Here is a 13,383-nt window from a genome sequence, read left to right as displayed (position 1 = left end):
CTGCTCCTGCGCACCGCACGACCACAACGGCTTTCCGGCGAACTCGGGGATCGCTCAGGGATCATCCCGGGGAGATGGCGGCATGGACAACGTGCTGAGCGACTGGGTGCCGTCGTGCACACCTGGTGAGAGCGCGCGGGTGAGGCTCGCGGTCAGATGGTGATCACGAGCTTGCCGCGCGGATGTCCGTCGCGGAGGTGGTGGATGGCGGCGGCGGCCTCGTCGAGTGGGTAGGTGCGGTCGATCGCGGGGGTGACCTTGCCGGACTCGATCAGGGCGCGGAGCTCGGCGTAGTCCTCGGCGCGTTCGGTGCTGATCAGGCCGCGGAGTTGCTGGCTGACGACGAGTGAGAGCAGCGCCGCCCACAGGATGCGGCTCATGCCGCCGAGCGGGCCTTTGGTCTCGCTGCCGATGATCACCACGCGGCCCTTGGGTTTCAGGGCACGCCGCAAGATCTTCAGAGAGCGGTTCCCGCCCGTGTCCAGGATGAAGTCGTACGCCGCCGCCGGCAGCTCGTCGCGGGTGTAGTCGAGGGCCTCGTCGGCGCCCAGCTCCCGGACCAGGTCGAGCTTCGCCGTACTGGAGACGCCCGTGACGTGAGCGCCGGCCGCCTTCGCCAGCTGGACGCCGTACGAGCCGACGCCCCCGGCCGCGCCGAGCACGAGAACGCGCTCTCCCGGCTTGATCCCGCGCAGGCCCTGCAACGCCGTACCAGCAGAGATCGGTACGGCGGCTGCCTGCTCGAAGGTCAGGTTGGCCGGCTTGCGGGTGAGCTGGCCGGTCCGACCCACGGCATACTCGGCGAAGGAACCGCTCTCGCACGTCCCGTACACTTCGTCGCCGACGGCCAGCGACGTCACCCCCGGACCGACCGCCTCGACCACCCCGGCGACGTCCCGCCCACTGACCCGCATCCTCGGCCGGCGCAGCCCGATCGCGAGCCGGACCATCCGCGGCTCGCCGGCCATCAGGTGCCACGTTCCCTGATCGACGCCCGCCGCCACCACCTTCACCAGCACTTGGTTGCCCCCAGCAACCGGCTGGTCGATCTCCTCGACCCGGAGTACCTCCGGTGGTCCGTACCGGTCCTGAACCACTGCCCTCATGATCACTCCTCCCCTGGATACTGGAAAACCTCTTCGAGCCGTACGCCGAACACGCCCGCGATCTGGAACGCCAGCTCCAGCGACGGCGAGTACTTGCCCTGCTCGATCGCGATCACCGTCTGCCGCGTCACCCCGATCCGCCGCGCCAGCTCGGCCTGCGTCATCTCGTCCTGCCCGAACCGCAACGCGCGGATCGCGTTCGTCACCCGCGTCGGCTTCACCACGGCAGCCCCCGCCGGTAGGCCGCGATCCGCGCGACCGACCCGAGCACCGCCGACAGGAAGAACGCCAGGTACACCGCGTTCGCGATCCAGAAGTGCGGCACCTCGAGCATCGCCAGCCCCATCGCGGTGACCCCACCGATCACCACGAACGACTGCCCCACCTGCTCCCCGAACCGCGCGATCTCCCGGTCCCGCTGATCCATCTGCGGCCCGTCGTCCTTCCCCGCCGTCGCCGCGACCACCATCTCCAGGGCGATCGCCGCGACGATCGCCGCCCCGATCGTCCAGAGCATCACCGCGATGTACGGCGTATCGCCCCAGCCCCCGTCGACCCGGCGCAGCACCACCACGGCGTACACGACGTACCCGATCACCGACACGATCATGAACACCCAGGCCCGCTTCTCCTGAAACGCCACCACGACCCCCTGAGTAAAGAATCTTTGACACCTCGAAGGTAAAGCACACCGGACACCATGTCAAAGATTCTTTACAGCCCACGCCAAGAAGAAGCCGGGCGGGAAGACCCGCCCGGCCGAAGGACGAGCTACTTGGCCAGGGCCACGCAGCTGGTGGTGGACTTCTTGGTGGGGTCGGACTCCGAGACCGCGGTCAGGGTGACCTTGGCGAGGGAGGCCGAGCGGCCGTCGTACTTGGCCTGGACGGGGACGGCGACGCTGGTGCCGGCCTTGGCGGTGGTGAGGGCGTTGGGGAGGTTGACCGACCAGCCGCGGCCCTCGATCTTGGCGGTGAGGCGGTAGACGTCGCTGGTCAGGTACTTGCTGACGTCCTCGGGGTGCTGGCCCTGGGCAGCGGCCGCCTTGCCGGTGTTGGTGAGCGGGAAGTTGCAGGTCGCGACGCCGCCGCGGCCGGGGAGGCCGACCGTCGGCAACAGCCGTACGCCGCGCTTGGCGGGGCCCGAGCCGTCGAGGGAGCGGACGGCGACGGTGTACGACAGGATGCCCTTCTTGTCACGCTTCACGTTGGTGACGTAGAAGTGCAGCCGGTTCGCCTGGTCGACGTACTCGTACTCGCTGCCGGAGTTCGTGCCGGCGTGGAAGAGCGCGTCGGACAGCTGCCGGTAGTCGCCGATCGTGATCGGGACCTTGGTGCCGTCGGGCAGGACGTAGTCGGTCATGTTGATGTCCTGCGGGTTGGCGTCGATCACCCACTCGAACGGCGCGCGGTCCTGGTCCTTGGTCTTGGCCAGCAGGACGCCGGAGTCCGGCGTGAACGAGTCCGTGCCCATCCGGTCGACGACCTCGACCGTGTAGTTCTGGTAGCCGCGGCCGTCGCACAGCGGGTCGGTCGCCGTGTCGCACGCGGGCGCGAGGTCGCCGCCGCCGAGCGTGATGTTGACGCCTGACAGGCCGGTCGGCCCCGGCTGGGCGACCCGCGCGGTCACGTCCGCGACGACGACGCCGGACTGCGCGAGCGCGGCCCGGTCGAGCCGGAGCACGTTCTGCTCGTCGACCATCTCGAGCTTGATCTTGTTGCGCAGCATGTGTTGCGCGCCCATCGACGCGCCGCCGGTCGCGGGGATCATCCACCGGCTGTGCGGACCGCCCGGGCCGTTGAAGCTGCCGCGGCTGAGCATCTCCCAGATGCCGGTGTACGCGCGACGGGCCGGTACGCCGTACGGGTTGTTGTAGTTGTCACCGATACCCAGGATGTGGCTGAACTCGTGGGCGAAGACGCCCATGCCGGAGCTCTCGGCCTGGGTCGACGAGCCGCCGCCGGCGTTCGGCCAGATGGACGAACCGGCCTGCCACGACGTCCAGTCGACGTACCGGGTGTCGGACCAGTTGCGCTGCTCGGGGACCGGTCCGCCGAACTCCTCGGTGACGTCCTCCTTGGTCGGGAACTTCATCATCCCGAACTCCTGCCAGGTGGACGACTCGTCCTGGCCGGCGCTCATGAAGAAGACGAAGTCGAACCCGGCCGGCACCTCGGCGCCCTGGTCGGCGACCCAGGCGGCGCGGCCGTCGGCGCGGATGTCCTTCGAGCAGTCCGAGCCGGCCGGGCAGTCCTCGTCGCTCTGGAACTCCATCGCGTACTCGTACGACTTGCCGGGCATCTTGTACGGGCCGAAGGCGTCCAGCTCGACGCCGTACCGGCCGCCGGAGTCCTCCATCCAGTACTCGTGCAGCGTGTGGCCGCGGTTGAGCGCGCCGGGCTTGTTGAGGAAGTCGTGGTAGAACTGCGCGACCTGGTCGCGCGGTACGCCGTTGGCCTCGGCGCTCGGATTGCCGAACGGCGTCGAGTTCTTCGGCTGGGTGACGACGAAGTCCTTGTCCGGGTAGTCGACCAGGACCAGCGCGCCCTTGAAGGTCCGGTCCGAGCCGGTCTTCGTGGGGTCGGCCCAGTTGGTGCCGGGTGGCTTCTTGTAGTCCGACCACGTCATGTGGTCGGGGTTCTCCCAGTTCTGCGGATCGATCGGGGCACCGAAGGCCCCGGTGCCGTTGGCCGGGCCGGCCAGACGGTTGGCCGCGGGCGCCGGCTGCGACTGCTGCCACGGCTGCTGCTGCGGCCAGTGGTCGAACTGCCAGGCGTTGGCGGGATCGGGCTGGTCGGCGACGGTGGCCGGCGCGGGGGACGCGAGGGCCACCGCGGCGACGGCCGCTGCGGTGAGCACGGTCATCAACCGCAGGACGGGACGGGACTTCCGTTGAACGGGCACGGGCGGTATCCGATCGACGATGGGCGGGGAGTGACCCCGCCGGCCGGGCCGACGGGGAATTTCTTGCCCAAGCATGCCCTCTTCGAACCACTGGCGAACAGGAGTGATCTGCGGGTTTTCCCCTGTCTTCTGAATCTGAGATGACTGTATACAGTATGTAGGGAAGTCGCTAGCCTGTGCTCTTGCGCACTGTCGTAGAGAACGGAGGACTCGTCCCCCATGTACTCAGTCACAGACCCGGTGACGGGTGAACTGGTCGAGGAGATCGAGAACGCCAGCGACGAGCAGGTCCGGGACGCGATCGGGCGGGTGCACGCCGGGTTCGCGGCCTGGCGGCGGCGGCCGGTGGCCGAGCGGGCCGCGATCGTCGCGCGGGCCGCGGAGTTGTTCGCCGAGCGGGCCGACGAGCTGGCGGCGGTCATGACGCTGGAGATGGGCAAACGGATCAACGAGGGCCGGGGTGAGGTCGGCATCGTGGTCGAGATCTTCAAGTACTACGCCGAGCAGGGCCCTGCCCTGCTCGCCGACGAGCCGCTGGCGATCAAGGGCGGTGACGCGGTGATCACCAAGGAGCCGATCGGCGCGCTGCTCGGCGTGATGCCGTGGAACTTCCCGGTCTACCAGGTGGCCCGTTTCGTCGCGCCCAACCTGGTGCTCGGCAACACGATCCTGCTCAAGCACGCCTCGATCTGCCCGCGTGCCTCGGTGGCGATCGCGCAGATCCTGAGCGACGCCGGCGTACCGGACGACGCCTACGTCAACGTGTTCGCCTCCAGCCGGCAGGTGCCGTGGATCCTGGCCGACCCGCGGATCGTCGGCGTCTCACTGACCGGTAGTGAGGCGGCCGGGATCTCGGTGGCGGCCGAGGCGGGCAAGAACCTGAAGAAGACGGTGCTGGAGCTCGGCGGGTCCGACCCGCTGATCGTGCTCGACACCGACGACCTCGACGAGACCGTCAAGGCGACCGCGACGGCCCGGATGCGCAACTGCGGTCAGTCCTGCAACGCGCCGAAACGGATGATCGTGCTGGCCGATCTGTACGACGAGTTCGTCGACAAGCTGACCAAACGGATCTCCGAGTACTACGTCGCGGGCGATCCGTCGGACCCGAAGACGACCCTGCCGCCGTTGGCGTCGGTCGCGGCCGCCGACGAGGTGGCCGGGCAGGTCGCGACGGCGATCGAGCAGGGCGCGACCCTGCGCACCGGCGGGCACCGGATCGGCCCTGGCGCGTACCTGGAGGCGACCGTACTGACCGACGTCACGCCGGAGATGGACGCCTACCGCGACGAGATCTTCGGCCCGGTGGTGCTCGTCTTCAAGGCCGAGACCGAGGAGGAGGCGATCGCGATCGCCAACGACTCGCCGTTCGGGCTCGGCGCGAGTGTTTGGGGCACGGACCGCGAACGCAACACCCGCGTCGCGCGGCAGATCGAGGCCGGCATGGTCTACCTGAACAGCGCGGGTGGGTCGCAGGCGGACCTGCCGTTCGGTGGCATCAAGCGCAGCGGGATGGGCCGAGAGCTGGGGCCTGCGGGGATCGAGGAGTTCATGAACAGGAAGTCGATCCGCCTGTAGTCCGTACTGACCTCGTCGCCCGCCACCTACCAAGTACCGGCCACCACTCGGGTACCGGTACTTGGTAGGTCCTGGACGAGCTGATCGACTCGATGGAGCCGGACGCCGCGACTGAGGTGCAGGCCCCGTTTGGTGTTGAGGGTCCCGGGAGATGATCGACGGGTGGCGGACGGTGACTGGCAGCGGGTTCAGCGGTTGGATGCGGCGTGGGCCGCGAGGGAAGTCGAGCGGATCGCGGGGGTGAGGTTGGTTGTCGAAGGGCCGTGCGGCGGGGGAGAGGTGGGCGCGGCATTCGTGCGGTGGGAGGACGGGCGGCGGTCGGTGCTGAAGTGGCGGCCTGGGATCCGGCTGGAGGAGCTGGAGCGCGGGCCGCTGGCGGTGGTCGACGTACTGCGAGAGAGCGGGTATCCGGCGCCTCGGACCGAGTTGGCGGTGCAGGTCGGTACGGCGGTGGTGACCGTGCAGGAGTTGATGCCGGGGGCAACCGTTGACCAGCTCACGCCCGAGCTCCTGGACCAAGTGCTAGCCCTCAACGAGCTGCAGGCCGGCCGACTGGCCGGGTCGGCGGTGCCGTCGTTGCCGCTCTACCTTCAGACCGACGGGCCGGGGTTCTGTCTGCACGAGCCGCTGAAGCAGCGCGACGCGCGGACGGCGGCGTTGGAGCGGCGGATCGCGGCCGTGGAGGTGGAGACGCTGGTCGGCGACGATGCCGTGCACGTCGACTTCCATCCGGGGAACCTGTTGCAGACCGACGGCCGGATCACCGGCGTGATCGACTGGGACGGCGCCGGGCGGGGGCATCGTGGGTTCGACCTGGTGACGCTGCGGTTCGGCGTCCGCGGACCGATCGCCGTGCCACTCGACCACCTGCTGGACGAGTTGCCGTCCGACGTACTGCGGGCGGCCTGGGCCAGCATGAGTCTGCGGATGGTCGACTGGGCGATCCGGCACTTCCCGGCCGGCGAGGTCGACTACTGGGTCGACCTCGCCGAGCAGAGGATCTAGGCAGCGACAAGTGCGGGAGCCGAGCGGCGGTCGAGTGCTCCCGAGATCACGGCCAGGATCAGCGCGCCGACGGCCATCGCAGCGCCGGCCCAGTTGGTTGCCGCGTACCCGTAACCGCCCGCGATGACCAGACCACCGAGCCAAGCAGCCAAGGCGTTCCCCAGGTTGAAGGCGCCGATGTTGACCGCCGACGCGACCGTCGGAGCCGACGACGCGCTGGCCAGCGTGCGCAGCTGCAGCGGTGGCGTCGTCGAGAACGCGAACCCGCCGAGCAGGAACAGCGTGACGATCGCAGGCACCGCCCAGTGCACGGTGAAGCCGAAGACCACCAGGACCAGCGCGAGCGAGCCGAGCGACGTGTAGAGCGTCGGCATCAGCGCGCGGTCGGCGAAGCGCCCGCCGAGCAGGTTGCCGAAGACCATGCCGATCCCGAACAGCACCAGCAACCACGAGATCGCGCTCTCCGGCAGTCCGGCCTCCTCGGTCATCATCGGCGCGATGTAGGTGAACGACGCGAACACGCCGCCGAAGCCGAGCACCGTCGTACCGACGGCGAGCCAGACCTTGGCGCTCCGGAAGACCGCGAGCTCGGAGCGCAGGTTCCCGCCCGCGGGCCGGGCGATCTCGGGGACCAGCGCCGCGATCCCGATCAGCCCGATCACACCGAGCCCGGCGACCACCCAGAACGTCGCGCGCCAGCCGAGGTCCTGGCCGATGAAGGTCCCGAGCGGGACGCCGAGCACGTTGGCGACGGTCAGTCCGGTGAACATCAGCGCGATCGCGCTCGCCTTCTTCTCCGGCTTGACCAGGTCGGAGGCAACCACGGCGCCGACCCCGAAGAACGCGCCGTGGCACAGCGCGGTGACGATCCGGCCGGCCATCATCACGCCGTACGACGGCGCGAGCGGCGACACGATGTTGCCCGCGACGAAGATCGCCATCAGCAGCAGGAGGAGCTGCTTGCGGCGCATCCGGTTGCCCAGCGCGGTCATCGGCAGGGCGCCGACGGCAACGCTCAGCGCGTACCCGGTGATCAGCCAGCCGGCCGCGGGGATCGAGACGCCGAACTCGGTCGCCACCTCCGGCAGCAGCCCGGCGATGACGAACTCCGTGGTGCCGATCCCGAACGCGCCGATGGCCAGCGCGAGCAGAGCGAGCGGCATGACTGTGCCTCCATCAATCAGTACGACTGTTACCGGCGTCGACAATACTTGCAAACGCGGACTAAAAACAAGCGCGGGTTAACGATGCAAGCAAGGAACTGTGGCGAAGGGGAAGACTTGAAGAAGGTGAGGCGCGGGAGCTGGCCGGCGGAGCGGGCTAGTCCCACTCCCAGGCGATGCCGATCAGGCCGGGATCGGTCGTCGGCGCGACGACGTGCACGCGACCGTCGGGGCTCATCATCAGGTCCTGGTGAACCAGATCCGGCCCGCTCGAGTGCCGGCGCCGGAACTCGATCACCCGCACCGGCATCGCATCCCGGTGGAACTGGACTTCCAGCACGTGATGCGTGCCAGGCCACTCATGGAAGCGGTAGTACTGCGTCGACGGCATCCGGCTGCGGTCGTCGATCTCGTAGTGCACGACCGCGGTGTCGCCAGGATGCAGCGTGCGGTCGAGCAGCAGCTCGCCGAGGATCGCCCCGGCCTCGGGGTCGCGAGCGACCCGTCCGGTGCGGCAGCCGTTCAGGCCCTGAGGGGTGATCAGCGCGACGTCGCAGCCCGGTTCGCCTTGGTGCACGACGATCTGGCGGTCGACCTCCTTCACCGCGACCACCGTCTGCACGACCCGCTTCGACCGCATGCTGCGGTCCGCGCCGATGACGATCTCCTCGACGACCGTGACGCTGCGCAGGCGCCCGTGGGCATCACCGCGTACGACGTCCAGCAGCCGCGTCAGCGTCGCCGCGTAGTCGACCACGGCGTACGGGCGATGGCTGACCGCGGTCTCCGGGCGAGCCGGCGGAATCCGTACGGCGAGCCAGCCGGTCGGCAGCTCGAGCAGCTCCTCCAGCGCCGTGACGACGGCCAGCGACGCGGCGCGGGGGAGCCGGCGGCCGCTCTGCCAGGTGCTCAGCGTCGCGATCCCGACGCGCAGTCCGCGCTCGGCGAGCCGGGCCTGGATCCGGTTCAGCGCGAGGCCGCGATCCGCGATCGCGATCCGGAGCGCGTCGGCGAACGGCGTCTCCGGTCCGATGTCCGGCACGTGAAAGCGCGTCTGCATCCGGTCCGATCCTCCTGGGCAGGAAGTGTAAACGTTCACAGTCGGCGACCGCAGCACCGCACAGGGTGGTGTTCACCCCGGAGAGCGCGTTCACACCGTGTACGACGGCCGCCGTCGACCGCTTGCCCGGCTGTGAGGGGTTGATCACGATGAGTGGCCTCACCCCGCCCCAGAGAAGGAGGCCCCATGAGGAGGGTCAGTACGCACCGCCCCTGGTCATGGCTCGTGGCAACGATCATCGGGTTGACACCGATCGTCCCGATCGCCGCGACGGCCGCGCCCGAGCCGGTCGCTCCCGCCGCCCAACAGGTCGGACAGCAGGTCGCCGCGAGCCGGTACCTCGACGTGAACGGCCAAGCCCAGGAGAAGTCGAACTGGTGCTGGGCCGCCACCGGCAACAGCATCGCCAGGTACTACGGCAAGAACTACTCGCAGAACCAGTTCTGCAACCTGGCCTTCGGCTACAACCAGAACGCCGCCTGCCCGAACGACCAGGCCACGCTGGCCAACGACCAGCGGGCGTTCCGCAGCATCGGGATCAGCCAGGGCAGCTACATCAGCGGCACGCTGAGCTTCGGCAGCCTGCAGACCGAGATCAACGCCAACCGCCCGGTGATGACGCGGATCGGCTGGAAGTCCGGCGGCGGTCACATGATGGACATCATCGGGTACGACGCGTCGAACTCCACGATCGAGTACTACAACCCGTGGGGCTCGGACCCGCGCTACAACACCTCCACCTACAACTGGTACCTGAACAACTCCCAGTTCCAGTGGACCCACTCCCTCTACCGGATCGGAGCCTGAGCATGAAGAAGCTTCGTGTACGGCGCTCGGCCGGCCTCCTCGTCGCCTCCCTCGTCCTCGCGGGTTCTGCGGCCGGTACTGCCGGTGCCGCTGCGCCCGGACCGGATCTCGCCGCCGCCAAGGCCGCGGCCCACTCCGCGGCCGCCGGTCAGCTGATCGCCAAGGCCGCTGAGCGGCTCCCGCAGACCGCCGCGAAGGCGGGCACGGTCGTGCAGCAGGACGCCGTACCGGTGTACGCGCTGAACCCGGAGTTCGTGGCCGGGAAGTCCGCTGACGTGGCGTCGCTGTGGTACGTCGCGACCTCGGCGTCGAAGGGCGGGGCCGCGATGACGGTCTACACCGCGCCCGACGCCGCCGGGACGTGGCAGGCGGTGAACGTTGCCAGCGGCAACACCGAGTCGAAGATGGCCGGTGCGGCCAAGGGCGCGAAGCTCTTCACCGAGCCGCAGATCGGCGCGTGGTACGCGCTGTCCGGTGATCGGGTCCGCGCGCTGAACCCGTCGGCGACCGAGGCGATCGGTGCCCAGCCGATCAGCGTCGCGGCGTACCAGGAGAAGGTCACCAGCCGGTACGGCGACAAGCAGGCCGGCAGTGCGTACCACGCCAACGGAACCGCGGGCGGGTACGACGTCAACGCGGCGACCGCCGACTCCAGCTTCCCGCTGGTGCAGGTCGCGGCCGGCGGGGGCGTACTCCTGCTCGGTGCGTACACACTGGTGCTCTACCGCAGGAAGAACGCCTAGAAAAACAGTAGGTGCAGGCAGGCGATCGCCTGCCTGCACCTCCCTGCGCACTCGGTCCGGATGTCGGGTCAGGACCGGGTGCCGTACAGGTGCTCGATCGCGAGCTGGTCGAGCTGTTCGAAGGCCATCCCGCGCCGCCCGGCCTCTTCGGGGTCGAAGTCCTCGGCGCGCAGCGTCGCCAGGTTCTCGCCCGCGGCCAGCGTCGGCTGGGCGAGCTGGTCGAGGCGCGCGTCGAGCAACGCCTGCTGGACCTCGGGATCGTTGCGGAAGGCACGGACCTTCGCGCGCAGGATCAGGTAGTTGCGCATGCACCCGGCCGCCGACGCCCAGACGCCGTCCATGTCCTCCGTGCGCGGCGGCTTGAAGTCGAAGTGCCGCGGCCCGTCGTACCCGCCGTGCTCCAGTACGTCGACCGTCCAGAACGCGCCGCGCGCGTTGCCGGCGCCGAACCGCAGGTCCTGGTCGTAGCGCGGGCCGTTCTGGCCGTTCAGGTCCGCGTGGAACAGCTTGCCGTGCCACAGCGCCTGGGCGATCCCGTGCGCGTAGTTGAGCCCGGCCATCTCCTCGTGACCGACCTCGGGGTTGAGGCCGACCCGCTCGGAGTGCTCCAGCGACTCGATGAACGCGAGCGCGTGGCCGATCGTCGGGAGCAGGATGTCGCCGCGCGGCTCGTTCGGCTTCGGCTCGATCGCGAAGCGGATGTCGTAGCCCTGCTCCAAGGCGTAGGACCCGAGGATGTCGAAGGCTTCCTTGTACCGGTCGAGCGCCGCCCGCACATCCTTGGCCGCGCCCGACTCGGCACCCTCGCGACCGCCCCAGGCGACGAACGTCTCCGCGCCCAGCTCGGCCGCGAGATCCAGCTGGTCGGCCGTCTTGCGGATCGCGTACCGCCGGACGTCGCGGTCGTTGTTGGTGAAGCCGCCGTCGCGGAAGACCGGGTGCGAGAACAGGTTCGTCGTCACCATCGGGACCTTGAGGCCGGTCTCCTCCAGCGCGGCGCGGAACGGCTTCAGGTGCGCGTCGCGCTCGGCCGCCGTACTGCCGAAGGGGAACACGTCGTTGTCGTGAAAGGTGATGCCGTACGCGCCGAGTTCACGCAGCTTGTGCACGGCCGCGGCCGGGTCCAGCACCGGCCGGACCTCACCGCCGAACACGTCGACGCCCTGCCAGCCGACCGTCCACAGCCCGAAGGAGAACTTGTCCTCTGGGGTGGGGGTGAAATCGGCGTTCGTCATAGGGGTGGTCCTCTCGAGGGGTTAGCGGCTGAAGCCGGCCGTCAGGCCGCTCAGCAGTTGCCGCCGCCCGATCGCGTACAGAATCACGATCGGCAACGTGGTCAGGACGACCGACGCGAGCACGGCCGGCACGTTGACGGAGTACTGGCCCTGGAAGGTCCACAGCGCCAGCGGGAGCGTGCGTTTGTCGGGGCTCTGGGTCAGGATCAGTGGCAGGAGGAAGCCGTTCCAGACGCCGAGGCCGTTGTAGATGCTGACGGTGACGAGCGCCGGCCGGGTCAGCGGCAGCGCGAGGCTGCGCAGCATGCCCCACTCGCTCGCGCCGTCGACCCGCATCGACTCGAACAGTTCCTTGGGCACGTCGCGGATGAAGTTGGTCAGCACCAGCACCGACAGCGGGATCGAGAACGCGATCGACGGCAGCACGATCGCCAGCAGGCTGTCGTACAGGTGCAGCTTGATGATCAGCAGGTACACCGGGATGATCGTGGCCTGCAACGGGATCGCGAGGCCCATCAGGAACAACCCGTTGACCCCGGCAAGGAACCGGCTGCCCGCGCCGCGGACGATCGCGTACGCCGCCATGAACGCGATCGCCACCGCCGGAACGATCGTCCCGGCCGTCACGAGCACGCTGTTGACGAAGTACCGCGGGAAGTCCGACTTGATCACCAGCTGGTAGTTGGCGATCGTCGGGTCGGCCGGCAGCGCGAACGGGTTCTGGGTGAAGAACGCGCTCTGGTCCTTGAACGACGTGACCACGATCCAGTAGATCGGCACGATCACGATCACCAGCCACAGCCAGCCCGCCGTACCGCCGAGCCAGTTCAGCCGGATCAGCTTGCGCCCGTACGACGTACCGCCGCGGGCCGGGGCGGTTGCCGTCCGAGCGCTCGTCGCGACCGCCATCTCACGCACCTTCCTGCTGGCTGGCCGTCGTGCTGCCGCCGACGCGGCGCAGGATCAGGGCCAGCGCGAGTCCGATCAGCACCAGCAGGACGGCGATCACGCTGGCCGGTCCCATCAGGTTGGCCTGGAAGCCGCGCTTGTACATGTCGAGTGCCAGCACCCGGGTGGCATCGCCTGGGCCACCGGCGGTCAGCACGAAGATCAGGTCGAAGAAGGTCAGCGAGCCGACCACCATCAGCGTGGACGACGTGATGATCGTGTACTTGAGCTGCGGCACGGTGATGCTGAAGAACTGCCGGACCCGCCCGGCGCCGTCGATCGAGGCCGCCTCGTACATCGTGGTCGGGATCTGCCGGACGCCGCCTTGGTAGATCAGCGAGTGGAACGGGATGAACTGCCAGGACACCACGAAGATCACCACGCCGAGCGCGAGGTTGTCCTTGCCCAGCCAGTCCTGGGTGAGGAACCCGATGTGCAGGCCGGCGCCGAGCCCGAAGTTCGGGTCGAGCAGCGCCTTGTAGGTGATCGCGATCGCCGCCGAGCTGAGCAGCAGCGGGACGAAGTACAGCACGGCCAGGAGCGCGCGGTACCGCTGACGCCCGGCCAGGAACACCCCGAGCAACAGGCTCAGCGGAGTCTGCACCGCCCAGGACAGGATCATGATCTCGAACGTCACGAACAACGCGTGCGGCAGTCCCGGATCGCTCAGAACGCTGCTCCAGTTGGAGAAACCGGCCGGGTTGATCGCGCCGAGGCCGTCCCACTGGGTGAAGCTCAGGACCAGGACGCCGACCAGCGGGACGACGCCGAAGGCCAGGAACATCGCGAGGGCCGGCAGGACCATCCACGCGACCGGGCCGCTCCGCCCGACCT

At 69.0% G+C, this 13,383-nt stretch carries 13 protein-coding genes; 4 read left to right on the top strand and 9 right to left on the bottom strand.

Translation table 11 applies throughout. The features are described from left to right. Window positions 1–152 precede the first annotated feature (152 nt). The 4 genes from HDA39_RS13300 to HDA39_RS13285 all read right to left on the bottom strand — a co-directional run bounded on the left by HDA39_RS13300 (window position 153) and on the right by HDA39_RS13285 (window position 4,010). Entirely contained in the window at window positions 153–1,106 is a 954-nt protein-coding gene (locus HDA39_RS13300) for an NAD(P)-dependent alcohol dehydrogenase (RefSeq protein ID WP_184795524.1), read from the bottom strand. Between the two features lie 2 nt (window positions 1,107–1,108). Continuing rightward, window positions 1,109–1,330 (bottom strand): helix-turn-helix transcriptional regulator, encoded by a 222-nt coding sequence (locus HDA39_RS13295; protein ID WP_184795523.1) that lies wholly within the window; start codon window positions 1,328–1,330, stop codon window positions 1,109–1,111. Further along, a complete protein-coding gene (locus HDA39_RS13290; protein WP_337925735.1) occupies window positions 1,324–1,752 on the bottom strand; it encodes a hypothetical protein in 429 nt (142 codons plus the stop codon). Before HDA39_RS13290 ends, HDA39_RS13295 begins: the two co-directional genes overlap by 7 nt. Before the next feature lie 125 nt (window positions 1,753–1,877). After that, on the bottom strand, window positions 1,878–4,010 hold the full coding sequence (locus tag HDA39_RS13285) for a M6 family metalloprotease domain-containing protein (protein WP_337925734.1): 2,133 nt from the start codon (window positions 4,008–4,010) through the stop codon (window positions 1,878–1,880). A 219-nt stretch (window positions 4,011–4,229) separates the two neighbouring features. Here HDA39_RS13285 and HDA39_RS13280 point away from each other — a divergent pair, with 219 nt between their 5' ends. Both HDA39_RS13280 and HDA39_RS13275 read left to right on the top strand, forming a co-directional pair. Continuing rightward, window positions 4,230–5,588, top strand: coding sequence for an NAD-dependent succinate-semialdehyde dehydrogenase (locus tag HDA39_RS13280; protein WP_184795522.1), 1,359 nt, complete (start codon window positions 4,230–4,232; stop codon window positions 5,586–5,588). Window positions 5,589–5,750: 162 nt separating this feature from the next. Then, window positions 5,751–6,593, top strand: coding sequence for a phosphotransferase (locus HDA39_RS13275; protein WP_184795521.1), 843 nt, complete (start codon window positions 5,751–5,753; stop codon window positions 6,591–6,593). On the opposite strand, the gene HDA39_RS13270 is transcribed toward HDA39_RS13275, so the two are convergent. Next, window positions 6,590–7,756 (bottom strand): MFS transporter, encoded by a 1,167-nt coding sequence (locus HDA39_RS13270; protein WP_184795520.1) that lies wholly within the window; start codon window positions 7,754–7,756, stop codon window positions 6,590–6,592. The genes HDA39_RS13275 and HDA39_RS13270 overlap by 4 nt on opposite strands. Window positions 7,757–7,913: 157 nt before the next feature. Then, window positions 7,914–8,816 carry a hypothetical protein gene (locus HDA39_RS13265; RefSeq protein ID WP_184795519.1) on the bottom strand — a complete coding sequence of 301 codons (903 nt, stop codon included), beginning with the start codon at window positions 8,814–8,816 and terminating at the stop codon, window positions 7,914–7,916. 186 nt (window positions 8,817–9,002) lie between these two features. On the opposite strand from HDA39_RS13265, the gene HDA39_RS13260 reads away from it, so the two are divergent. Continuing rightward, the gene (locus HDA39_RS13260) at window positions 9,003–9,623 is read left to right on the top strand and encodes a papain-like cysteine protease family protein (protein WP_184795518.1); all 621 of its coding nucleotides are present in this window, start codon (window positions 9,003–9,005) and stop codon (window positions 9,621–9,623) included. Window positions 9,624–9,625: 2 nt separating this feature from the next. Further along, window positions 9,626–10,366 carry a hypothetical protein gene (locus HDA39_RS13255; protein WP_184795517.1) on the top strand — a complete coding sequence of 247 codons (741 nt, stop codon included), beginning with the start codon at window positions 9,626–9,628 and terminating at the stop codon, window positions 10,364–10,366. 68 nt (window positions 10,367–10,434) lie between these two features. Here the strand turns inward: HDA39_RS13255 and xylA are convergent, their stop codons facing one another. Genes xylA through HDA39_RS13240 form a run of 3 tightly spaced genes read right to left on the bottom strand, consistent with a single transcriptional unit; the run spans window position 10,435 to window position 13,354 of the window. Further along, a complete protein-coding gene (gene xylA / locus HDA39_RS13250) occupies window positions 10,435–11,601 on the bottom strand; it encodes a xylose isomerase (protein ID WP_184795516.1) in 1,167 nt (388 codons plus the stop codon). A 21-nt stretch (window positions 11,602–11,622) separates the two neighbouring features. Further along, window positions 11,623–12,510 carry a carbohydrate ABC transporter permease gene (locus HDA39_RS13245; protein ID WP_184795515.1) on the bottom strand — a complete coding sequence of 296 codons (888 nt, stop codon included), beginning with the start codon at window positions 12,508–12,510 and terminating at the stop codon, window positions 11,623–11,625. 1 nt (window position 12,511) lies between these two features. Continuing rightward, on the bottom strand, window positions 12,512–13,354 hold the full coding sequence (locus HDA39_RS13240; protein WP_184795514.1) for a carbohydrate ABC transporter permease: 843 nt from the start codon (window positions 13,352–13,354) through the stop codon (window positions 12,512–12,514). Window positions 13,355–13,383 lie beyond the last annotated feature (29 nt).

It is taken from the genome of Kribbella italica, assembly GCF_014205135.1.
GTDB lineage: Bacteria > Actinomycetota > Actinomycetes > Propionibacteriales > Kribbellaceae > Kribbella > Kribbella italica.
Note: the sequence above shows the minus strand (reverse complement) of the source record. Positions and strands in the feature narration are given on the sequence as shown.